Raw genomic sequence first — 23,299 nt, 5'->3', positions numbered from 1 at the left:
CGTCAGGGTTTATTTGATATGCCCGCTTTTATAAAATCTACAAAAGATAATAAAAAACTATATGGAAAGACCGCATTTTGTTTAAAAATATACCTTAAGTTGATGGATGTGGGGCAGCACCACATTGCTATCAAGTTAAAAATTTTTTTCACCCAAAACAAAAAAACGAGCTGAATTTACATAAATAACTATGAAAGAAAACAAAAACTTGGGATTAAAGAACTTGTGATGTATGACTATATTGGCTGTTTTTATCCAGAAGGATACATGAATCCTGATTATACATTTGCATTTAATCATGAGGATACTGAAGGAATTATATTTGTAGGTTTTATAGATGAGGAAGAAGAGGCATTTGTAGGATTGCTTAATTGAATAGGATCTAGAAACAGGTAATCTTCAAATTTTGATAAAACTAGCAATCTCCACGCCGAAATTGGTTAAATTATAAGGGGGAAAAGCTGGTCACGAAAATGATGAAGAGATTACTATTTTCAAATCAGTTGGTTTGGCTGTAGTAGATACTATCATTGCGAATTATTTGTATGAGAAAGTAGTGGAGCGCGGGATGGGATTGAGTTTTGAGGGACTGCCTTTTGGTGGTCTTTTTTGCATAAAATCTTGTAAAGTAAGAAAAAGTTGAATATTAATATTCTAATATTCAATAGAAAGATAAAATGTTTTAAAGTTCAAAATAATACATTATAATATATTTAGTAAAATTAACCAATTTATATTTTGCTCATTATGTATTAAAGGGGAAATGAAAATGGCTGGACAAATTCGTATGTCACCAGAGGAGCTTAAATCGAAAGCAGCTCAATATGGACAAGGTGCAAATCAAATTGAGGACATTTTAAGTCAACTACAAAATTTACAAAATGAATTAAGAGGAGAATGGGAAGGTCGTGCTTTTGAAGGTTTTGACCAACAGTTCAATCAATTAAAGCCAAAAGTACAAAACTTCGCACAGCTATTACAAGAAATTAATATGCAGCTTAATAAAACTGCAGAAGCTGTTGCTTCTCATGATGAAGAATTATCACGTAATTTCGGTTTGAAATAAAAATTGTCATACTCTATATAACAGGCATTTCAAATGAGCCATACAGCTTATAGTGTATGGCTCATTTGATTGCATGCCCAACTTAGCTGGACACACGTTTAAAAAGAGTGATATTAATAGGGAATTTTCATATATTTATTGGGATTTCTTTGGCATCTTCTGAAAATTAGAGAAAGGATTTGAGTGATGGGACAATTTCAAAGTAATTTTCAAACGGCACAACAAATTGCTACGCAGATGAGAACAGCTTCGAATATAATCCAAAGTGCAACAAATCGTTCTATAACAAAGGCGACGCGTACAACACTATCTGTTAATTCCAAAGCACAAGAAGCGAATCAACAAATGTTAGATTTTACGAAACAATTTTCCACTGCCTTTCAACAAGCGGTCGATAATATTCATTCAGTAGCCCAAGAGTTTGAGAGAATGGATAACGAACTTCACAACACTTTTCGCTAATGTGAAAACCTACGTAAAGGTAAAATAGTAGGAGGAATATAATGAGTCAAGATATTGAAAAACAAATCAATCAAGTAAATCAAAAGTTAAGAAGTGTATTTGAAGAACAAGACCGAAATCAATCCGCGATTCACATTCAGGAGCAAGCGGAAGCAGATTTTTATGAATGGAGAGGTCGAAACCATCGTTTGTTTGATCGAATTTTAGGAACTTGGCATGGTGATAGAGAAATGTCTCAATTTTTTATGAATACATATCAAGAGGCACAACATATTGAACGAAAAGTCACATTTGAATTAGAAAACCAAAAAGAAACGTTGCTTAAAGAAAGACGAAACCTTAGTGATTTAGAAAACGACCTTTCCTATCAACAACAACAATTAGCGAGGGAGGTCAATGCATGAGCTTAAATATGTATTTAGGAGAAGTACAAGGCCAAACTCAAAGTATGAATGCTGTATGTAACGCTACTATTCAAGGTATGGAACAAGTCATTCAGTCAATTGATGCCTTTGCAATTGATACTGTTCTACAAGGACAAACTTATAGCAGTGCAAAATCATTTTTTGTACAAACCTTTCGTCCTTTAGCGCAAGGAATCATTTATCTGTGTGAAGAGTTAATTCGCCAGAACGATGCTTTTCCAAGTCAATTTCAATCACAAGTCGCTTCCACAGATGTAATTGAACAAGAAATATTAGAACAAATTCGAGAAATTGACCGAATGAAAGCAAGTATGGAAGCCATCAGTCAAGCTATGCCAATCCCAGGTATGGACGCTATGGCGAATCTTTTTACTGTGATGAGGAAAAAACTGCAAGAAAAGCTGGATCATTTGTATCAATTCAATCAGACCTCTAGTAATAATTATAGTACAGCACTTCAATTAGCAGCTAGTATTGCTGCAGGTCTTGCGGAAGTTCAAAGTGGGAAAGGGTTTAGTCCTGCAAGTGGTACATTTAGTACGCAAGGGTTGAATATGGAATGGACAACTTCAATTCAGGAGATTACAGAAGATAGAAATCGTCAGACTGATAACCTTCTAAATAGTGGTACAATTGAAGAAGGAGCAATTGATGGTAGATTTTCATCGGAATCAGAAGAAAAAGGTTTTGATGGTAAAAAACTAGCAAGGGATATAGCTGGTGAAATAAGTGGTGAATATGATATTCGTCGGGCTTGGGATGGTGTTGATCCATCATCTGGAGAAAAACTGTCTACTTTGGACCGATTTTTAGCTGGTGGGATGGTAGTAGCTGGTCTTACCCCAATTGGAAAAATTCCAAAAGTTGGTAAGGGTGTAAAGATGACTGCTGACGCTACTAAGGTTGTAAATAAAACTAAAAAAGTACCTGTTGAGAAAGTAAATGAAGCTAAAGGTACAAGTGAAGTTAATAAGAAAGTCAGCGGAACTAGTGTAGGAGAAGAAAACGTTACTTATCGTAGGGTTCAAGGTGGTGATAGTAAAGAGTTAATTTTAGTTAATGATGATGGTACACTCTCTTTAAATAGTAAATGGAGGGCAGATCATAATTTAAATGTATCTACTGGAAAAGATCACTCTACATATTTCAAAAATAAACGAGCAGACTCATATATTGTGGAATTTGATGTACCACAGTATTTAGATGATTTAATTAGAGAAAATGCGATTTCTCAGAAGGGTTATAAAACTAATCCACTTAACCAAGGTAGAACAGCTCCTAAGATTGTTGACAAGGGTATTTTTGATAAATATGGATTTGAAGGTATTGCATACGAATTACCTGACCCCATTCGTCGGTGGTTGGTAGAATACGGACGGAATGCTAAACTTATTAAGTAAGAGAGGAGAGCGTGTTAAATGATTAAGCCTTTATACGCCGAAAATATTATAGTAGGTGTAAAATATAAAAATAAGCTCAATTGGTATATAACTGAATCGGATTTATGGTATTTAGATTATAATCAAGCTGGATATTCTCCTAGTGAATATCCAGAGGAAAGAAAAGGCATTAGTATTTTAAATGAGACTACAATAGCTAACTTTTTAGAAAGAATAGAAAAATATAAAAGATTTACAGAAGATATTAGGTTAGAATTTTTAAGGGAAATAAGAACTAATAGAGAAGAAGCCTATTATGATTATAATCCATGTTTCCTAATAGACTTTGAGCGTTTAATTTTTTATTCTAATTATCCGGAATCAATATCTTTTGAAGAATATATTCCGAATAACTGGAGAGGTTATTTACAGCGATTTGATGAACAAGTACCCTATGAATATAGATATTGGGAAGATGAGAATAAAAACTATTTAGTTAGAGAGGATTAGGTCATGGAAGAAAATAAAGTAGTTATGATAAAAGAAACATTTAAAAATGAAGAAACTGGTGAACTAACGCCAGGAGTTACTATAATACTTGATGGGAATTTAAGGGAAGTGTTGGAGATAATTATGGAAAAAGAAGGCTATTCGGATTATCCAGAAGCTTTAAAAGAAGTAATCTTTGAAGGGATTCATCATTTTGTGAAAAGAAATAAATAATAAGCTGACATATACTTTTAAGGTAAAGGGCAATTCTGAAAGGGATATGCCCTTTTTATTTTTTAAATTTGAAATGTAACTCAGATATTAACTTTTTCTTCCTTATTGATACCAATATATTTTAAGTGTAATTTATGAGGTGCTATGATTGAGTATTTCTTACAACATAGCGAAATCTTTTGTTTATTTATAGAACCAATAGCCGAAGGTTTGTACATGGTGTGAGTCCCAATAGATTCGATACCAGAAAACTCTCCGGCTTTTTGAAATTTTTGATAAGCCTAGATCTTATTAATGGGTTGATCTTCTTTTCGAGAAGGGAATAATATTTTACAGAAGGTGTGAAATGGGATGTTGATTTAGATGATGATGGAGAAGATGATATTATTAAGGATATGGTGAAAATGGGTTCAAAAAAGCTTGGTTAACAGTAGCGGGGGTGGTTTAATTAACATGAAAAAAAATACAGATTTTAATAAAAAAGTTTTTGAATATTATATGGCTCTTTACGCTGTAAGTGATATAAGATCGACTATAATTACTCTTGTGATTGGGATAGCAGATATATTTGTGCTTTTGCCTGCTTTTGCGAATCCTGTTCAACCGATATATATGTACATAATAGTTCCACCAGTTGCTTTTTTAAATGTATGGGCAATATGGATTGTTATAAATCCTAGGAAGCGGCAATTACAATACACGCTATTTCGTGGGGTATTTGGCACCGTATGTTCAGTAGGATTATTAGTTATAACCCAAAAGTTTGCATATGGAATGTTAGGATTACAAACTCCTATCTATTTTATTTTTTCGGTTGGTTTGTATATTTTTGCTTTGAATTATTATTATAAAAATCATATTAAAAAACTTCAGGAATCAATCAAAAAATCAAAATCATCGAAAAAAAACTCTGGTTTTGGAGTAGTGGCTTTTGTAGGATTGGGTCAACTCATTGCTAATATCAGTCTTGGTTTTGCAACACAAAAGATGGTAGCAATTGTATTAATGTGTGTATACTCCATGCTTTCGTTTATGTTGTTTCATTTCATTATGGAACTCCATAGGTACTATTATTTAAGGAAGCATATAGAAGATGGGGGTAGAACACATGAAACCTTTTAAAGAGGTTTATTGAATTTTAAGTATTGTGATTTATGGAAGGAAACAAAAACTTATGGTTAAAGAACCTGTGATGTATGACTATATTGGCTGTTTTTATCCAGAAGGAGGAAAGCTGATATGCAAGCATTTAAAGTTGGGAAATTAGTCACATTCGTTGCAATTATAATACTTCTTGTAGTTGCTATTTTATCTCCTTACAACTTATTTAAAAAGATTTATTTTATTATTGGTGTTCTTATTATTGGCGCAATTTCACTTGGTGCAAATAAATTCTTTGAACTGATACACAGTAAATTTAATAAGAAATGATATTACTTATGTGATAGGGAAATTCCCCTCTAAATCATTAAGGATTTAGAGGGGAATTTCCACAATATGATTTTACAGGATTATGTGGAACTAAATTAGTTCATCACCATATTGGTGGTGGTCAAGCTGTTGGTGTTCCGATGCCACTACATCCTGGTTTTTGAGGGGTTCATAACGCAAAAAAAGCGATTGGAGCATGGGTGAAAGATGCAGGATATGTAGAAATGCTTCAGAAATGTATTGAACATCATACATTAGGCGGTAAATAAAAAATAAAAAATGAAAAATGAAAAATGAAATGGAAAATTGTTTTGATAAAATAATTTGAGAGTGGCAAGATTGTAATAGTTCATTACTAAAATCTTTATGGATAGAAGAAGCAGATACTTTTATCTATGAAGGAGAACCAGATATAGAGGGGTACGTATTCTGGAAACCGTTAGAAAAAAATATAATTCATGATTTTTCTAATATAGAAAAAGATTTGGGGATACAATTACATAATTCAATTAAAGAATATTATAATTCTTATTGATTTTTAGACTTTGGAGGTAATTATTTAGGTTATGCTTTTGAATTAAATCCTGTTATACCAGGAATTGAACTGCATGATTTTTATGTATCTTTACAAGGGTACCAAGGCGCACATGATAATCAACTGAATAATATTCCTATTGGTATGGAATTTAATGGTCTCTTGGTAGTTGTAGATAATGAAAATGGTACTGTTACAGGGAAACCAAATCAAGTTCCAAAAAAGTAAAAGGAGAATTATATGGATTTAATAGACTTTAAGAACAAAGGTCTTAAGTATGATTGGAAAACTATTTATACCGGTGTAAATAAAAAATATTTCGAACCGAATGTCATTTCTGATTATGCGGTGGAACTAATGGAAGCCGGTGATGATGAAGCTTTTGTTAATGAACTAGCTTGGGGAATAGATTCTAGTGATTTAGATAAAATTTTGTTTGAAATTAAAGATTTCCACTTTCCTAATCTAGAAGAAAATAGTGAAGAATTACAGAATGAGATAAGTAAACTCAGATTTGTTTACTTATCTAAGTTAAAAGAAAAGATTACTGATGAGGATGAACTATTAAATAGAATTGCAGAGTTTTATGATAGACATGATTATCCTGAAGATATGACAAGTTTTATTACTTATATGCCCCAAGATACCCCAACTACGAAGGAAGATTTGTTAAATAGGTTTTATAAATTTTTGGATTCAGAGAAAAAATTTATTGAATAGCTACTTTGCTAGATTCTGAGGGCAAGAAATGAATTTTTTGAAGAACAAGCCTTCTTTAAGGTTGAATATTTCAATGAACCATGTTATCTAGCTTGGAGTAAGTGAAGAGAAAGTTACATATGGAGAATGATCAACAAAAGAGACCTAACATTTGCGGTCTCTTTTGTTGATTTAAATTAAAAAGTATCATTTAAGTGGATGCCCTTTTGTACCTCTTACTTTACATACAAATAGGCTTCAATTGCTGATACATAGTATCTTTTATCCTTGCTGTTATGTACTTTGTATTGTGGCGCTCCATTCACAGTTACCTTTACATCAATGGTAAATCCTAATCTTACCTCTAAAGCACCAACAACATCTTTACCCTGCCAAGAAAGAGATTCATCGAGTTCAGTTTAACGAAAAACATAGAATACATAATTTTAACTAGACTTATTATTAACTAGTGTATCCCCACCACCAAGCTCTGCCTCAATCTGCGAAGTCTTCGATGACTCATCCATACGCCAATACGTAATAAAGCTGATCGCGATACATCCAGCTACGTAGAAGTAGAATAGTGACTCCATTCCGATACTCTTTAGCCATAATGCGATGAACTCAGCTGTTCCGCCGAATATCGCAACTGTTAGTGCATAGGGTAAACCTACGCCTAGTGCGCGAATTTCAGTTGGGAAGAGTTCTGCTTTTACAATTGCGTTAATTGATGTGTAACCAGTAACGATAATGAGGCCGACCATCATGAGTAAAAATGCTACGATTGGTTCTGTCGTTTTTTCCATAAAGAAGAAGATGGGCGCTGTTAGTAATGTTCCGAGAATACCGAATGCCATTAATAGTGGGCGGCGTCCAATTTTATCGGATAATAGCCCTGCAATTGGCTGAAGTACGACGAATATAAGTAGTGCGACAAAGTTAATCCAGCTTACAACTTCTTTCGGAAGGCCGACTGTGTTTACCATGAACTTTTGTAAATATGTTGTGTACGTATAAAATGCAACAGTGCCTCCTAATGTTAGGCCGACTACTGTTAATACTGCTTTCGGATGTTTCATAAGAGCGCGAATGGTTCCTGCGCTTTCACGTTTTTGTGATTTTATGTTTGAGAACTGCTCCGACTCATCCATCGTGCGGCGAAGCCATAATACAGCTACTGCGCCCATCGCTCCAATAATGAATGGAATGCGCCATCCCCAAGCTTTCATATCTGGTTCGCTTAGTAATTGCTGAAGAACAATTTGAACGCCTAACGCAACCATTTGTCCAGCAACGAGCGTTACATATTGGAAACTTGAATAAAAACCACGGCGGCCACTACTAGCCATTTCAGATAAATACGTTGCGGAAGTTCCATACTCTCCGCCGAGTGACAACCCTTGAAGTAAACGAGCAAGAACTAAAATAATTGGTGCCATAATACCGATACTTTCGTAACTCGGTGTACAGGCGATAATTAAAGAACCACCGGCCATAACCGTAATGGAAAGCGTTAATGCTGCCCGGCGTCCATGCCGATCCGCATAACGTCCCATTAATAAACTGCCGATAGGGCGCATTAAAAATCCAACTGCGAAAATAGCCGCTGTGTTCAGTAACTGACTCGTTGGATCTCCTTTAGGAAAGAACTCTGCTGAAAAATAAACGGCGAAAGCAGAGTAAACGTACCAGTCGTACCATTCAATTAAATTACCGACAGAACCTTTAAAGATATTGCCGGCGACTCGGTTAGATTTTGCTTGAGCCATACTAATTCCTCCTCTTGCTTAGTAATAAAAGGTATATATGAAAGCGTGTTCATTGTATTTGAATTGTACTGTTCTTTATTTAAAATCTCAATATTATGACAATTTTATTCTTTTTGTACTTTATGTACATGGATATTTTTAATAGTTGCTTCATTTTCAGTTTTGTCATAATAATAGAAAAAGGAGATTGATAGTTTTGAATATTTTATCAAAGGATATGAAGCATGAAAAAATCACGCAAAGTGTCATTACAAACGAAAATAGTAAGCTTAATTATCGCGTTAATTTTATTTGTCGTTCTCCTATTAGCGGGAATATTTGTTTACATTCAGTCCGTTGATACGAAGCGCCAAGTAGAACAGTTAGCACTGCAAACAGCGAAGTCGCTTTCTTTTATGCCTGCTATAAAAGATGCTTTTCAAAATAACGAGCATAAAAGTACGATTCAATCTATTGCGGAACAAGTTCGTGAGCAAGCTGGTGCGGATTATGTCATTATAGAAGATCACTTTGGGGTTATGTATTCCCATTCTAATTCGGAGTTAATTGGCACAAAGAGTAACAACCCGTATAACTATGAAGCGCTCACTTTTGGCGGATACTATACGCTCGAAGGAAAGGGTTCAAGTGGCCCGGCTTTAATGGCGAAGGCACCTATTATTGTTCATAACGGAGATTACGATCAAGTAGTAGGCGTTGTGACAGTAGAGTTTTTAATAAAAGGTATTGAATCTAACATATTGAGTAGAACGAAAGAAATTATCCTCTTTTCATTAGCAGTATTATTAGCCGGCATTGTTGGTGGCATTCTTTTAGCACGTAGCATTCGTAAAGATACACTCGGTTTAGAGCCGAATGAAATCGCAGCGTTATACCGGGAACGAAGCGCAATACTACTATCTATAAAAGAAGGGATCATCGCCATTGATCAAAATGGTTTTATTACGATGATGAACACCTCAGCAGAAGAAATGCTTCATGTAAATGATGATTATATGCAGCAGCACATTTCAAAAGTTTTACCGGAATTTAATATGGAGAGAGTGCTAGAAAACGATCAAGAAATCGCGTTTCAAGATAAGGTGTTTATTTTAAATATGACGCCGATACTCGAAAATAACAGTACGGTAGGAGTTGTATGTAGTTTTAGAGATAAAACAGAACTGCAAAACCTTGTTAATACAATATCTGAGGTAAGAAAATATTCCGAGGACTTACGTGCTCAAACACATGAATTTACAAATAAGCTGTTCGTCTTATCAGGATTACTTCAGTTAGGACATTACAAAGAAGCAATTGAATTTATCCAGCAAGAATCTAATATTCATCAAAGTCAAAATCATATTTTATTCCATCAAATTCATGATGCAAAAGTACAAGCAATTTTATTAGGAAAAATCGGAACAGCATCTGAGAAGAAAATCGATTTTCATATTGAAGGAGATAGTGCGCTTCATCCGTTACCAGACCATATAAAAGTGTCGCATCTTATTACGATCCTTGGAAACATAATCGATAATGCATTTGATGCGGTGAATGAACGAGAGGAAAAGAGTGTTTCCTTCTTTGTTACGGATATTGGGCACGATATTGTGTTTGAAGTGATAGATAGCGGGATAGGAATACCGGCAGAAAAAATAACGACCATTTTTCAAAAAGGATTTTCAACAAAAGGAACTGATCGTGGTTACGGACTAGCAAACGTGAAAGAAATGGTAGATCTACTAGAGGGAACAATTGAAATTCAAAACGAGAAAAATGGGGGAGCTATTTTTACAATTTACCTTCCGAAAACATTGAAAGAAAGTACATGACAAACAGGGGGATGGACATATGTTGAAGGTTGCAATTGCAGAGGATGATTTCCGCGTAGCGCAAATTCAAGAGGAGTTTTTATTGAAAATAAAGGATGTAAAAGTGATCGGAAAAGCATTGAACGCAAAAGAAACGATGGAACTACTACAAAAGGAAGAAATCAATTTACTTCTATTAGATAATTACTTACCAGATGGGATTGGAACTGACTTATTACCACAAATTCATGCTGACTTTCCAAATGTTGACGTCATTATGGTAACAGCGGCGAATGAAAACTATATGCTAGAAAAAGCAATTCGAAACGGTGTAAGCAATTACCTTATAAAACCAGTCACGTTAGAAAAATTTGTTCGCACAATTGAAGATTATAAAAGAAAGAAGCAACTATTACATAGTAACAATGAAGTAAATCAAGCACTCATCGATAATTTCTTCGGGACTTCGCAAACACAAGACATAAAAAACTTACCGACAGGTGTGGATCCGTTAACACTGCAAAAAGTGAAAGGCATTATAAAAGGATTCGAAGAGGGCATTACAATAGAAGAAATGGGAGAACAAATGGGGGCCTCCAGAACAACCGCAAGAAGATATTTAGAATACTTAGTAGCGACAAACGAATGCACAGTAGAATACACATACGGCATTATCGGACGACCAGAACGAAAGTACCGAATAGGAAGAGGACTATGAAAAAACGATTATTACTATGTATATGGATCATGACAGGAGTAATAGCTGGTTGTTCCTCAGAAAAATCCCATACGAATACAGTGAACATCGACAAAGTAGAAATTGTTGCACCGAACGTTCAAGGAGCAGGATGGGACTTAACAGCACGGGCGATGCAAAAAACACTAACAGAAGAAAAAATCTTCACAAAACCAATCACTGTCACAAACAAAGTAGGTGGCAGCGGTGATGTCGGATGGAAATATACGAAACAAAAAGGTGGTCACGTACTGGCGATTAACTCAAGCTTACTCATAACGAACAACCTACTAGGCCACAGTAAACTAACATATAAAGACTTCACCCCGCTCGCAACATTAGCATCAGACTGGGAAGTTGTTGTCGTATCAAAAGACTCAAACATAGAAAACGCAAACGAACTAATGAAACAACTAAAACAAAACAAGAAAAACTTCAAAATCGGAGTTGCCCCCGGCCTCGGAAACGACGATCACCTATCCTTCGTACAAGTAAGCAAAGCATTTGGCATAAACCCAGCCGAACTACAATTCTTCGTCTACGAAAACAAAGGAAAAATCATAAGTGCTCTAACGAACAAACAAATCAGCGTCGCAACCATGACCCTATCCGAAGCCGAAAAACAATACAAAGCCGGCAAAATAAAAATACTAGCCGTATCCGCACCAAAGCGCCTAGACCGACTACCAGAAATCCCAACCTGGAAAGAACAAGGAATCAACGTCATATTCCAGCACTGGAAAGGAATTATGGGCCCAAAAGATATGACGGAGGAAGAGGTTGCTTATTGGGATGGTGTGATTAAGAAGATGGTGGAGAGTGATAGTTGGAAGGGGATTTTGAGGGAGCGGGGTTGGAATTCTTATTATAAGGATAGTGGGGAGACGAGGGGGTTTTTGGAGGAGAGTAGTCAGGAGTATGGGGAGTTAGTGGGGGATAATAGGAATTATTAAATCATACGGTATGGCGTATGATTTTTCTTTTATACATATATGTAGTTTGATGAAATGGTAGTAATTGTAATTGTTGCGTGAGTTAAGTTAGGAATATTTTTGAACCTAATATTATAAAATATGAAACTGAACAATATTAAATTATTGATGTATAAAATTTGATATATATTCAAGAGTGAATAGAGTTTTATATTTTTATACTAGCATGAGGATCTAAAACTAATTCAAATATTAATATATGGGGTGGTTGAATGAATTGGATAGAAAATGCTAAGAAAAACATTTTTCCTTTGAGTAACGAAAAGTATAATTTAAAAAAGGCTTTGGGGGAATGGGTATATGAGGGGAACATGTTTGATGTAGAAATTGCAGATGAAATATGTCATTTATGCGATCATTCTAATATCAGATATCAATTTGAAATTGTGAACAAACAAAATGGAAATCTGCTATTAATTGGGTCAGAATGTATTAAAAAGTTTAACATTGTAGTTGTGAATGATGAGGGGACTAAATTATCGTCTGAAGATGCAAAGAAGAAAGTGAATAAAGATAGAAATAAATTAGTCACAGAGGCGAAAGAAAAAAGCGTCTTAAATACTTTAGTAAAATTGGCTTCAGTAGATAATGAGTTTATTATTGAAAACTTTATTGAGTATTTTAAAGAAAGAAAAGCTTTCACTCCTAAGCAATTAAGTTTATTAATATGGAGGCTTAAGAAAGCTGATATTGATTTTAATAAATCGCATTTTAAGTTAACTATTAAGAAAAAAAAGGAGCAGGAAAACTTATTACAGTTAGAGGATTGGAAACTAAAAAGTATTTGGGAATGTTTATCTAGTAGTCAGAAAAAATTCGTTATGGAAAAGAAAGGATTGTCTAGAGCTCCATTTTGATTAAATAATAAGTGATAAGGAGCTGCTTATCATTTATTAGCTGCTCCTTATCTTATCAGTTTGTAATATAGTTCTCTTCTTCTTCGTTTACATTATGAATGGGAGGTCGTTTGAAAGTAAATTTGAAGGTGTTGCCACTTTCTATAACTCTTCTCATTTCATCGTACATTGGCGAGGTAGATTGAATTCCTGTTAAAGTAGCCCATCCACGTGTTCTTGTCAATGCAACGAATAGTTGATTGCGAAGCTGGATATTGTCTTCTTTAGATGCAATAAGATCAAAACCAACTACGTATATAACATGTGCTTCGTTACCTTTAGCACGGTGGATTTGTGAAATCGTAATAGCGTCATCTTCCCAAAATTTATCACGATTTTCCTTTGGCCATTTTGGGAAGAGATAATTTTTTTCTAAGGCACCTGGAATATAGATATTTATGCCAGCTTTCATCAAATGTTCAGAGACGGCCTTTTGTAGTGTTTTTCCTTCTCCTAGGGTAATAATGAGAATGTCTCTTGAAAGATTTAATTTATCATTCTCAATATTTTCTTTTATAGATTTTGTAAGCGCGTTAAGTTCTGCTTCCCTGGAATCGTAAGTTTGAAATTGTAAAACATCACCTTTCCATTGATAGGGAATAAGGTTTGGAGAGTTTTTCTTTGGGCGATGTAGCACAATTTCTTCACCGGATCTAAAGCTACCTTGCTGTACTTCATAACCAATTCCTTCCCAATCTTTTCTAGTTGTTAAACCACGCAGCATTCCTTCATCTCGTAATAGTCCCATTCCAATTGCATGTGCTGCAGTAAGAATTGGGCCTGGCGTACGATAACAACGTTGCATGATTTCACTTTTTTTAATTCCTCCAGAATAAAGACCGCTCACCATTTTACTAAAGTTTTTATCATTACCGAAAAGTTCTTTGGAAGTAGGAACTTTTAGGCTATCTAGACTTTGACTTTCATCATAAGCCCATATTAAACGGCGATCATAGGGAGCACTTTCGTTTATTGGATGGAGTGATTGAAAGGCGAGCCAATAAAAAGGTTGTTTTCCATTATATTTAGCATGGTCACCTACTACTAAATCTTGTGCTTCATCAATTAATACGGCATCGAAGACAGGGTAGATATGTGAATTTTTTAATAGGTCAGTGCAAGCATAGGCAAACTTTTCACTTGGAGAACCTGAAGGTAAATCTGATGGTTTTTTAGGTATTATTCCATGACGTCTACATAGAAAACGATAAAAACCTTCACGATCTTTTGCTCCCCAAGCATGCAAAACTTTGATTTTTCGTTTTACGATCTCATCATAACAAGTTTCTCCATTACTAAAATGGCGTAACCACTTGTCTACTTGTGCAATGAACGAATCGTAAAGACTTCTTGTAAAGAAAACAAGTGCGATATCCCAATCTGGGTGTTTTAAATGCATATGTGCTGCTTTTTGAGCAAGTAAAACGGTTTTTCCGGATCCCGCGATACCACGAATGCGCTGTGCTCCTGGTGGAATAGTTTTTCCTGCTCTTTCTTGCTTTAAATCAAATTCGTAAAGGCTTTTATTTAATGCTGCAATCACAGCAGAACGACTATGCTCATGTCCAATGATTTTTCTTTCTTGTTTTATATGTAGAGGCGCACCACTTAATATAGATAAAAGTAGTTCCCAACGTTCTTCGATTAGTTCTTCCCCCGATTGCGTAACATAAGTAGATTCGATTTTATTTAATAAGCTAGCTTTTCCTAATTGATCTTTAAAAATAATTGGAGGACAAGATGGCAAACGATCGAATCCCTTACTTTTCCATTCGGCTTCTGTTATATAGGGTAATGCAACTAATACTCTACCTGTGATTTTATTTCTGATTTCTGGGAATGCATTACAATTATTTAAAAGTGCGTATAATTGATCTTCGGCTTGTTCGTAGGGATTTCCATATTTTGTGTAAAAATTTTCGAATTCCCAACGGTGTCCATTTAATTTTTTGACTTGATTAATGTGAATTGATTTTACTTCTATAACCACTAAACCGAGATTTCGATCTGCAATGAGAATATCAGGTTCTTTTCTACCATGCCCGGATTTTGAAAATATAGGGTACTTCCAGTAACCTAAGCATTCTCGGGAGCTAAAAGCCTGTCGTACTGCTTCCCAAACTTTTAGCTCCCCCTTTTCTCCGCTTTTTCCAAACTGCTCAGTCACGATAAAGTTTTGTTCATCAATGATTGCCATACCTCTTCCTTCAATCCTTTCATTTATCTATACAGATATAAATTTTGTTGGAAATATTTATATTTTATATTGTATAACGAATAGAGAAATAATAAAATTTGGAAATTTATTATTTCTTAACAAAAATTAAATTTCTTAGAGGATGAAACGTACCTATGTATAAAAGATTACTTTCTTTTATACATAGTTTGGTAAAATAGTAGTAATTGTAATTAATTGTAACGGTGGGGATGAAAATGTTAGAGCAACTCATAATGGAATTAGCTAAGTCAATAAAGCAGGTTGAAGATATAAATGGTGATAAAACTTATTTGGTTATAAACAAAGATGATGGAGACTTAGACATTGAAATCAAATTTTTACGTGAGCAATATGAAGAGAAAGTATCATCTTATTTTAAAGTAAGGTCTGAGCTCCTTAAGAACGCTTGGAAAAAATTTATCGATATGCGTACGGTAAAGAGTGAAGATTTCGGACAAGTGAGTGAATGTAATGATTTCTTAATAGCTTTCTTTTCACAGCTTCCATTTGTGAATGTAACGGAATCAGGGGCTATTACATTTAAAGAGTTCCAAACTGATAATTTACCATGTGAGCAGTATCATAAAGTTGTTGAATTTTTGGAAGAGGTAATAAACGATACGTACGATCCGAAAAATTTAAGTGATCAAATTAGTGGTAATTTGTATAGAGTTAAATCTAAAGGAAGACAAGATTTAAGGTTACTGGGATTTTTAAATGATAATCATGATATTGATACGTCTTTATTAAATGAATACATTGGAGAAAAGAGTAAGAATGATGCTATTCGGAAGCTAGTTTTAAAGCAGGAGTATTTTCAAATTGCTCTGTTTGTACTTAATCTTTTAAGAGTGTATCCGAGGGCTGCCAAGAAAGCTACTTTAGTTGATTTAGCGATGACAATCGTCCGGAACTCTAGAGGGGATAATTTAATGCTAGAATCATTAGCGAAAGAGCGTACACATAATCTCTTAATGTGGTTTGAGAAATTGGAAATAATTAATGCTGAATGGATTCCAGCCGAACAATACATAAAAAAGAGTGAAGAAAAGGGCGGTAATATGAGTAGTAGTTTACGTGAAGGCTTTTTAAAGATACTGAAAGAATATTTGGATGCAAAAACAGAAAAATTTGCAGGACATAAATTAGGATTAACAGTCCGAAATGATATAGCAACGGAAATCATTCGTTTACCATTTATAAATGAGAAGCAGTATAGTGTGATAGGGTCAGTTGGGAAAGGGAATTGGGCAACAGTTCCGTGGATTGCGCTAATGCATAGAGATATTACAACATCGACACAGAGAGGATATTATATAGTCTATTTATTTAGCGAAGATATGCAACGATTGTATTTGACCATTGGACAAGGTGTAACAGAAACAACTAAAGAAGAGATGCGAAAAATTAAAGAAGAGATTCGTGAACAAATACATATGTCCCAAAAGGTGAAAAAAGATGATGAGATTTTCCTAGGAACAAGCTCAAAAGCAAAAGGATATGCAAATTCAACAGCGGCTTATATTGCGTATGATGCTAATAAAATGCCAAACGAAAAAGAGTTAGTAGAGGATCTAGAAGAAATGCTTCGCTATTATGAGGGATACATAGCTTATAAAGAGGAAGGAACGAAATATGAAATGATTTATGAGAGGAAAGAAGTGTATTTAGATCAGCAATCAATTATTGATCATGTGTCTTCTTATATCCAGAGTAAAGGTTTCTTTTATGAGAAAAAGGATCTTATTAATTTCTTCCTTTCATTAAAAACAAAGCCATTTGTAATTTTATCAGGTATTTCAGGTACAGGAAAAACGAAAATTGTGCAGTGGTTTGCAGAGAGTTTAGGGGCTACGGAAGAGAATGGACAATTTACGCTTATTCCGGTTCGACCTGATTGGAGTGATAGTTCTGATTTGCTTGGTTATGTGAATCTTCAAGGGGAATTTCAAGAAAGACCGTTAATTAAAGTGCTTGAAAATGCAGATGCAAACCCAAATAGGCCGTATTTTGTAGTGTTGGACGAGATGAACTTAGCTCGAGTGGAATACTACTTTAGTGATTTTTTAAGCGTAATTGAGAGTCGTAAATGGAAAGATGAAAAAATTATTACGTCACCAGTGCTTCCAGAATCCATTACGAATAAGCACATTACGATCCCATCAAATGTATATATTATCGGAACGGTAAATATGGATGAAACGACACATCCTTTAAGTAAGAAAGTATTAGATCGTGCGAATACAATTGAATTTAATACCGTTAACTTAGATTATTTTAATTTCTTAATGGATATGGAAGAAAAGGAAGCTGAAGTTGTTTCTAATGGCTCTTTAGCAACCGAGTATCTTCATTTAAAAGAATGTTTTAAAGAAAATGAAGATCTTGTGAGAAATATATCGACTATTTTAATAGAAATAAATGAATCACTGGAATCAGTTGGGGCTCAAGTTGGATATCGTATACGAGATGAAATTTGTTTCTATATGGCATACAACGAAAAAGGAAAGTTATTATCGTTTGATGAAGCATTTGATTATCAAATCTATCAAAAGATTTTACCGCGTCTTGCAGGTAGCGATGGAAGAACAGAAGAGGTATTAAAGCAGTTGTATGTATTATGTGCAAATGAGGAATATGATAGTGGCAACAATGACGCTTTATATGCTAAATATCCTCGTTCTGCTAACAAGCTGTCTCATATGTTAAGGAGGTTCGAGTATGATGGTTTCACCTCTTTCTGGATCTAATAATGAGATAGAGTTAGTTAAGATTGAAACAGAGGAGCTATCATTGACGATTAAAGGAAACCCTTATCATGAAAAATACGAGAGTTTAAAAGAGTATCACGCTATGAGTGCGGATGAAATGATGTATTTTCAGGTAGATGGGAAGGCAGAATCCGTTTCTGTATTTGATGCGAGATTGCAGAGATTAGATAAATGGAACGAACATCCGCCGATCTTTTTTGAAAATAGAAGTTATCAGCTTGTTGTTGTTCCGAAAAATAACAAGCAGTTCTCCTTATATCATGAACATCCAGGATTTCGAAAACAAGTTAGTTCCATTCAAATGGGTTCACTTCACGTGTTAATGGGAAATCTTTCTTTTCCGAATGAAGTAGGAAATACAACGTTTGAAATTAAAGATGATAAAGAAACTTTATTAACCGTTACATTTGAAGTTTTTCCAGTAAAACTTGATTATAAGGATGATTATAAAGCTTTATTAGATGAGGTAAATGATGAAATTTATAATTTAGCGTTTCATCTACTAAAGAGAACTTACTTAGGAGCATCTGCAATTTACGCTACAAATCCATCGAAGAGTGAATTTTATCGTATTTTAAATGATTCCTTTGAGCGATTTATGAAGTCGATCTCTCATATAAAAAGACAGCCGCATCACACACTTATGACTAGGCATCAACTTGTACGAGGAGAAAAAATTCGTAAATTGGATTCTGTCGGAATGAATTAATTACGAAAGCGACCACACTTGCTGCAAGGAGAAAACAGTATACCGACTAAAGGCATTACAGCTTATAAGGAAGTGTCATATGACACGCTGGAAAATCGATTTGTTAAATGGATGATTCAAAGAGTTGTACATAAAATAGACGATTTACTTAAGGCGCTAGAGAAAAAGTCTAGATATACACGTGGTGAATCTGATGAAGATTTGCTAGAGCGTGTAAAAAATATGAAGTATCGAATGAAAAGTGAATTGAACGATCCATTTTGGAGAGCAATCGGAAAATTAGATCGTTCAGTTTTTTCACTCGTTATCCAAATGGCAGCAGGATATAGAGATGCGTATCAAATCTACTTAATGCTATCACGAGGCTTAACATTACGAGGACAAATTTTCAAAATGTCGGTAAAGGATGTCGCTAGATTATACGAATACTGGACATATTTAAAACTCGGACAAATTTTATCAAAGAAATATATACCGCTCCATCAAGATGTTATTCAAGTTAAGCAAGATGGTTTATACGTAACACTTGATGAAAGTAAAACTGCCAAAAGAACGTTTAAGCATCCAGAAACAGATGAGACAATCGAACTTTACTTCCAAAAAAGAAACGGTCGACTGCCAACAGTTACACAAAAGCCAGATACGATGCTCGCTATAGAGAAAAAGGGAAAGAGCTATCAATACCAATACATTTTTGATGCGAAATATCGAATTGATTTTGCTGAAACATCTCATTATAAAGGGAAGTATGGCGCCCCTGGCCCAATGGAAGAAGACATTAATACAATGCACCGTTACAGAGACGCACTAGTAATAGAAGAAGAAGGACCATTTGAACGAACAGCTTACGGAGCATACGTATTATTCCCATGGAACCAAGAGGAAGTGTATGAGAACCATCCGTTTTATAAAAGTATTGAAAAAGTAAATATCGGTGGCTTCCCGTTCTTACCAAACGCGACAAGATTAGTAGAACAATTTCTAGAACATCTCATTGAAAAAAGCCCAGAAGAAATTATAAGAGAAGGCATCCTTCCAAGAGGCACAAAAGAAGAATGGAACTCCTCATTAGAAGAAAAAGTATTAGTGGGCAGCGTGAAAACTGAAGGTGACTATGAAACATATAGAAAGAATGGCGTATATCAGCTACCAGTTACACAACTAAAACCAGGATGGCAAGAAGCAAAGTACATAGCATTATATGCACCGAAAAAATGGCATGGTGAAAAAGGCGGAGTTCAATACGTCGCCAAAATCAAACACATTCAAATGCAACAAAACGATGACTATGTACATTTCGAACTAGAGCCATGGAAAAAACTAGACCATCTCATCCGCCCAGTAGGATATGGCATTCAAACATACACAATAACAACTATGTCGTTATTAAAAGAAGTACAAGAACTCCCAGAACTCTTCATGAAATCAAAAGAAGAACGAATTCTTTGGAAAACGCTGCGTCGTTTTACGAAGCAGGTTAAGGTTGAGTTGGATCACCGTAATTTAGATGAGGCATCTTCTATTAAGAGTTATTATGTGCAAGATGTTCAGATTTGGGTTGATTATGAGAATGGGGTTGTTATGGTTGGGAGAGATGGGAGAGGATCGGTGTTGTTTAGGGAGGTATTAGAGATTTTAAATGTTGGGGAATAATATATAGATAAGGGACCAACCTTATTTTCACATGGAATAAGTGAGTTATCGCAAGATGCTTTTATTTATTGGCTAGCAGAGTGAACGAACTTAATCTATAAAGAAACCGATGAATGGTTACATACAGCAGGTACAGGTCTTATTAAAAGAAAGTTTTTCTTTTAATAGTTTGAAATAGAGCATATAGTCGTAGCGGTGGAGAGTTATCATCAATATTGTTTGAAAAAAGAATAATACCCCCACCGAAAGAAACTACCACTAACTTAAAATAGATAGTTAAGAAATCTTGATTTTTAAGGAGCTTCAACTGCTGTATATAATTGATTGGAAATAAACTATAAAATAGAAATGAAGTTCTTAAGCTGATTCAATAGAGATTTATGAGTTATAGGAAGATTAATTTTACTTAAAATGAATTGGTTCTCCGCAAAAAATTGGTGGAGCGTGGAAGCGAACATCCCTGTCAAATTCTGATGGGGATATTTTTATTAGGATTAGCGTGATGGCGATAGTATTAATGTTTCATATAACAAAAGAATTTTGGAGAAGAAAAATCACTGCTGATAATTTGACTTAGAAAAGATGAAGGATTATACCTTTATTAAACAAGCTAAATAATATCTGTGGTAAAATAACAATAAGAATATAAGAAAATTTTTCCATGTTATTAAATTGATAATATGCACTCACGATCTAGAAAAGAAACTTATATCTGGTTTAGTAATCAAGAGATAAGGGAACATTTTCTGGAAGGTATGAAAGGAAATGAATATGAGCAAATCAATGAAGCGAATTAACCAATTTAGAGATGAGCGTAACTGGCGGCAATTTCATAATGAAAAAGATCTAGCCATTTCCATCTCTTTAGAAGCAAATGAATTATTGGAATTATTCCAATGGAAAACACCGGAGGAAGCCAAGGGAAATCCCGAGCGACTCAAAGAAGAACTGGCCGATGTGCTGATTTACTCTTATATGATGGCTGATAATCTAGGCTTTGATATCGATGAAATTATCGCTGAAAAACTAATTAAGAATGACCGAAAATATCCAGTTCCCAAAAGCCTTGGTCAAAAAAAGAAATATAATGAATTGGATGAGGTGGATTGAACAATGGTTAAGTACAAATGTATAACATTGAAAGTGAAGAATGGAGAACTGGAAGGTTTCGATGAACTTCGCCAGCGTGAACAAAATAGTCTTAGAAATGGCGATGTCGTTTATATCTACAAAGGAACGAAGTCGAAAAAGATTTACATTGGACAAACGATACACTTTACTAAGAGAAATAAGGATCACTACAATGGTAACGAGGAAAAATTTAATATAGCAGATTTCGACCAAGTAATTATTCTTATTTCATCCTATTTCAACGGTTCAGCCTTAAATGATGTCGAAAGCCAGCTGATTACCTACTTTAAGGCCGATAATCCAAAATCTAAAAAGCCGCTGGTTCAATATAATCATGAGATTATTAATCGGACCAATGGCAACAGCGTGAATGACTACAGAGACCGAGAAAAGGTTGCTTTAGAAGTCATTTTGCCTTTTTGGGAAGATTTATACAAAATTGGATGGGTAAGCACACCGACTTTAAAGGAGCTGCGCAATGGAGCACTGGTCAAATATAGCCCAATTAAAGAATTAACAAGCCAGCAAATGGAGCATCTTGAGGAGATTGAATCGAATCCTGATAAAAGCTTTGTAATTAATGGAGATGCAGGTACTGGCAAAACCGTATTGCTGACTCATTTGGTCGCTAAGCTGTTGAAAGAAAAACCTAATCAGCGAATCGCAGTCGTTTTGCAGCCTAATTGGATTAAAACGGCAGAGGAGATCTTTAGAGTATATGGAATGAACAACAGTAACCTGACAATCGCTACCTCGACACGGTTGATTAATGCTGATGAAAATTATGATGTGGTAATTGTTGACGAATCTCATAAGCTTTCTAGAAAATTTTCCAAGCAAATGGCATCTTTTAACAACGTGTATAAAGGAAGGTTCGCCCAGGATGAGAACCACTTGGAGGCTTTAAAGAAATTAGGCCGTCAAATCGTGTTAATGTATGACGTATTACAAGCTATTCGCCCTGCCAATATGACACGTGCGCAATTCAATGAAGCAACGAAAGACTTTAAACAGAGATATTTAACAACTCAATTTAGAATCCAAGCTCCAGCGGGAAAGAACTATACGTCAGAAGATTTTGTAAATGGCATAAAATATCTTTTGTATAAGGATACTGGTCTATTAGAACAAACGAATTTTAACCCGAAATTTGACAGAGCTGTGTTCCAAGATAGTGATGCGGATGCTTATTTTGGATATTTTGAAACAGAGCCTTTAAAGAATTTGATTGACTGGGTAGAAGAAGACAGAATTTATGAAAAAGAACATATAAATCGCGTGTTAGGTGGATTAGTTGAACCTTGGAAGCAGGCTGATGGCAAAGATCCGTCAATCACTCATTGGCATGAAGGAAATATCAAACGAAGATGGAATTCCACTCAAGAAAATTGGGTTTGTTCAGGGGATGCTGATGCTGAAGATCAAATTGGCTCCGTCTTTGCAGTTCAAGGAATCGATTTGAATAAAGTCGGCGTTTTAGTCGGCAATGATCTTCAAGTCGACGAAAAGGGCCGATTATTCGGCAATCCAGAAAATTTCCATAATGTAAACGGCAAATTCTCTAAAGACGATGAAAGCCCGGAAAATGCAAAAGAGTTTACTTTATTTGTATTGAATATTTACTATATTCTAATGACTAGAGGGATTGACGGGATTCGATTGGGATTTTGGAAAAATGATGCATTTAAAAAGTATATGAAGGAAGTATTGGAGATTAAATAAGTACCGGAAACTTTACGATCTCAAATTTTTTACAACTTTCAGCTCGTATTTTCAGGGGCTTATCATAACACTTTGCAAACTTCATTAAATAAGGTATGAGGCTTTTGGCCATATAATCATTATGAACAATTTGACTTCCCACCGAAAGCCCCACCAAATTAACTTAAATGGCTGAGAAACCTAAGAGTT

The 23,299-nt window shown here is 34.9% G+C and carries 18 protein-coding genes and 9 pseudogenes; 23 read left to right on the top strand and 4 right to left on the bottom strand.

Going from position 1 to position 23,299, the window contains the following annotated elements; translation table 11 throughout:
* Positions 1–189: 189 nt before the first annotated feature.
* The 8 genes and pseudogenes from MR168_RS15715 to MR168_RS15685 form a co-directional block, all read left to right on the top strand.
* A pseudogene (locus MR168_RS15715) lies at positions 190–375 on the top strand (DUF4176 domain-containing protein); the annotation flags it as partial.
* Positions 376–451: 76 nt separating this feature from the next.
* Positions 452–643, top strand: a pseudogene (locus MR168_RS33355) (hypothetical protein); the annotation flags it as partial.
* Between the two features lie 126 nt (positions 644–769).
* Complete coding sequence (locus MR168_RS15710) at positions 770–1,066, top strand: WXG100 family type VII secretion target (protein ID WP_000918587.1); 297 nt, start codon at positions 770–772, stop codon at positions 1,064–1,066.
* A gap of 186 nt (positions 1,067–1,252) precedes the next feature.
* Positions 1,253–1,528: a TIGR04197 family type VII secretion effector gene (locus MR168_RS15705; RefSeq protein ID WP_000529655.1), complete on the top strand. Its 276-nt coding sequence runs from the start codon at positions 1,253–1,255 to the stop codon at positions 1,526–1,528.
* 41 nt (positions 1,529–1,569) lie between these two features.
* Positions 1,570–1,932 (top strand): DUF3958 family protein, encoded by a 363-nt coding sequence (locus tag MR168_RS15700; protein WP_000076120.1) that lies wholly within the window; start codon positions 1,570–1,572, stop codon positions 1,930–1,932.
* Positions 1,929–3,353: a pre-toxin TG domain-containing protein gene (locus MR168_RS15695; protein ID WP_242291415.1), complete on the top strand. Its 1,425-nt coding sequence runs from the start codon at positions 1,929–1,931 to the stop codon at positions 3,351–3,353. Before MR168_RS15700 ends, MR168_RS15695 begins: the two co-directional genes overlap by 4 nt.
* 18 nt (positions 3,354–3,371) lie before the next feature.
* Positions 3,372–3,842 carry a hypothetical protein gene (locus tag MR168_RS15690; RefSeq protein WP_000595044.1) on the top strand — a complete coding sequence of 157 codons (471 nt, stop codon included), beginning with the start codon at positions 3,372–3,374 and terminating at the stop codon, positions 3,840–3,842.
* 3 nt (positions 3,843–3,845) lie between these two features.
* On the top strand, positions 3,846–4,055 hold the full coding sequence (locus MR168_RS15685; protein WP_000392187.1) for a hypothetical protein: 210 nt from the start codon (positions 3,846–3,848) through the stop codon (positions 4,053–4,055).
* 80 nt (positions 4,056–4,135) lie between these two features.
* Here MR168_RS15685 and MR168_RS15680 read toward each other — a convergent pair.
* A pseudogene (locus MR168_RS15680) lies at positions 4,136–4,381 on the bottom strand (site-specific integrase); the annotation flags it as partial.
* A gap of 127 nt (positions 4,382–4,508) precedes the next feature.
* On the opposite strand from MR168_RS15680, the gene MR168_RS15675 reads away from it, so the two are divergent.
* The 6 genes and pseudogenes from MR168_RS15675 to MR168_RS15650 all read left to right on the top strand — a co-directional run bounded on the left by MR168_RS15675 (position 4,509) and on the right by MR168_RS15650 (position 6,741).
* Positions 4,509–5,177: a hypothetical protein gene (locus MR168_RS15675; protein WP_140159397.1), complete on the top strand. Its 669-nt coding sequence runs from the start codon at positions 4,509–4,511 to the stop codon at positions 5,175–5,177.
* A gap of 13 nt (positions 5,178–5,190) precedes the next feature.
* Positions 5,191–5,283, top strand: a pseudogene (locus MR168_RS15670) (DUF4176 domain-containing protein); the annotation flags it as partial.
* A gap of 11 nt (positions 5,284–5,294) precedes the next feature.
* Entirely contained in the window at positions 5,295–5,486 is a 192-nt protein-coding gene (locus MR168_RS15665; protein WP_001147552.1) for a hypothetical protein, read from the top strand.
* Positions 5,487–5,581: 95 nt separating this feature from the next.
* Positions 5,582–5,650 (top strand): annotated as a pseudogene (locus tag MR168_RS33930) (hypothetical protein); the annotation flags it as partial.
* 122 nt (positions 5,651–5,772) lie between these two features.
* A pseudogene (locus MR168_RS15655) lies at positions 5,773–6,216 on the top strand (SecY-interacting protein Syd); the annotation flags it as partial.
* Between the two features lie 45 nt (positions 6,217–6,261).
* Positions 6,262–6,741, top strand: coding sequence for a DUF2247 family protein (locus MR168_RS15650; RefSeq protein ID WP_000364132.1), 480 nt, complete (start codon positions 6,262–6,264; stop codon positions 6,739–6,741).
* A 215-nt stretch (positions 6,742–6,956) separates the two neighbouring features.
* Here MR168_RS15650 and MR168_RS33925 read toward each other — a convergent pair.
* Positions 6,957–7,127 (bottom strand): annotated as a pseudogene (locus tag MR168_RS33925) (N-acetylmuramoyl-L-alanine amidase); the annotation flags it as partial.
* Positions 7,128–7,166: 39 nt separating this feature from the next.
* Complete coding sequence (locus MR168_RS15645) at positions 7,167–8,489, bottom strand: MFS transporter (RefSeq protein WP_017656890.1); 1,323 nt, start codon at positions 8,487–8,489, stop codon at positions 7,167–7,169.
* A gap of 224 nt (positions 8,490–8,713) precedes the next feature.
* On the opposite strand from MR168_RS15645, the gene MR168_RS15640 reads away from it, so the two are divergent.
* The 4 genes from MR168_RS15640 to MR168_RS15625 all read left to right on the top strand — a co-directional run bounded on the left by MR168_RS15640 (position 8,714) and on the right by MR168_RS15625 (position 12,867).
* The gene (locus tag MR168_RS15640; protein ID WP_086412356.1) at positions 8,714–10,303 is read left to right on the top strand and encodes an ATP-binding protein; all 1,590 of its coding nucleotides are present in this window, start codon (positions 8,714–8,716) and stop codon (positions 10,301–10,303) included.
* 19 nt (positions 10,304–10,322) lie between these two features.
* The gene (locus MR168_RS15635) at positions 10,323–11,000 is read left to right on the top strand and encodes a response regulator (protein WP_086412355.1); all 678 of its coding nucleotides are present in this window, start codon (positions 10,323–10,325) and stop codon (positions 10,998–11,000) included.
* A complete protein-coding gene (locus MR168_RS15630; RefSeq protein ID WP_086412354.1) occupies positions 10,997–11,971 on the top strand; it encodes a tripartite tricarboxylate transporter substrate binding protein in 975 nt (324 codons plus the stop codon). The genes MR168_RS15635 and MR168_RS15630 overlap by 4 nt, the downstream gene beginning before the upstream one ends.
* A gap of 251 nt (positions 11,972–12,222) precedes the next feature.
* The gene (locus MR168_RS15625) at positions 12,223–12,867 is read left to right on the top strand and encodes a hypothetical protein (protein ID WP_046392397.1); all 645 of its coding nucleotides are present in this window, start codon (positions 12,223–12,225) and stop codon (positions 12,865–12,867) included.
* Positions 12,868–12,922: 55 nt separating this feature from the next.
* Here MR168_RS15625 and MR168_RS15620 read toward each other — a convergent pair whose 3' ends face one another.
* Entirely contained in the window at positions 12,923–15,103 is a 2,181-nt protein-coding gene (locus MR168_RS15620) for a DEAD/DEAH box helicase (protein WP_070179774.1), read from the bottom strand.
* Positions 15,104–15,339: 236 nt separating this feature from the next.
* Here MR168_RS15620 and MR168_RS15615 point away from each other — a divergent pair, with 236 nt between their 5' ends.
* The 5 genes and pseudogenes from MR168_RS15615 to MR168_RS15600 all read left to right on the top strand — a co-directional run bounded on the left by MR168_RS15615 (position 15,340) and on the right by MR168_RS15600 (position 23,110).
* Positions 15,340–17,874: an MrcB family domain-containing protein gene (locus MR168_RS15615; protein ID WP_086412353.1), complete on the top strand. Its 2,535-nt coding sequence runs from the start codon at positions 15,340–15,342 to the stop codon at positions 17,872–17,874.
* Positions 17,849–20,257 (top strand): annotated as a pseudogene (locus tag MR168_RS15610) (DUF2357 domain-containing protein). Before MR168_RS15615 ends, MR168_RS15610 begins: the two are co-directional and overlap by 26 nt.
* A gap of 3 nt (positions 20,258–20,260) precedes the next feature.
* Positions 20,261–20,407: pseudogene (locus MR168_RS33920) on the top strand (PD-(D/E)XK nuclease family protein); the annotation flags it as partial.
* 621 nt (positions 20,408–21,028) lie between these two features.
* Entirely contained in the window at positions 21,029–21,367 is a 339-nt protein-coding gene (locus tag MR168_RS15605; RefSeq protein ID WP_481747026.1) for a nucleotide pyrophosphohydrolase, read from the top strand.
* A gap of 3 nt (positions 21,368–21,370) precedes the next feature.
* Positions 21,371–23,110 carry a DUF2075 domain-containing protein gene (locus tag MR168_RS15600; protein WP_086412351.1) on the top strand — a complete coding sequence of 580 codons (1,740 nt, stop codon included), beginning with the start codon at positions 21,371–21,373 and terminating at the stop codon, positions 23,108–23,110.
* Positions 23,111–23,299: the final 189 nt, after the last annotated feature.

This window comes from Bacillus cereus group sp. BfR-BA-01356, assembly GCF_022663635.1.
Taxonomy (GTDB): Bacteria; Bacillota; Bacilli; order Bacillales; family Bacillaceae_G; genus Bacillus_A; species Bacillus_A cereus.
The sequence above is the reverse complement of the archived record's forward strand: the minus strand, read 5'-3'. Positions and strand labels throughout refer to the sequence as shown.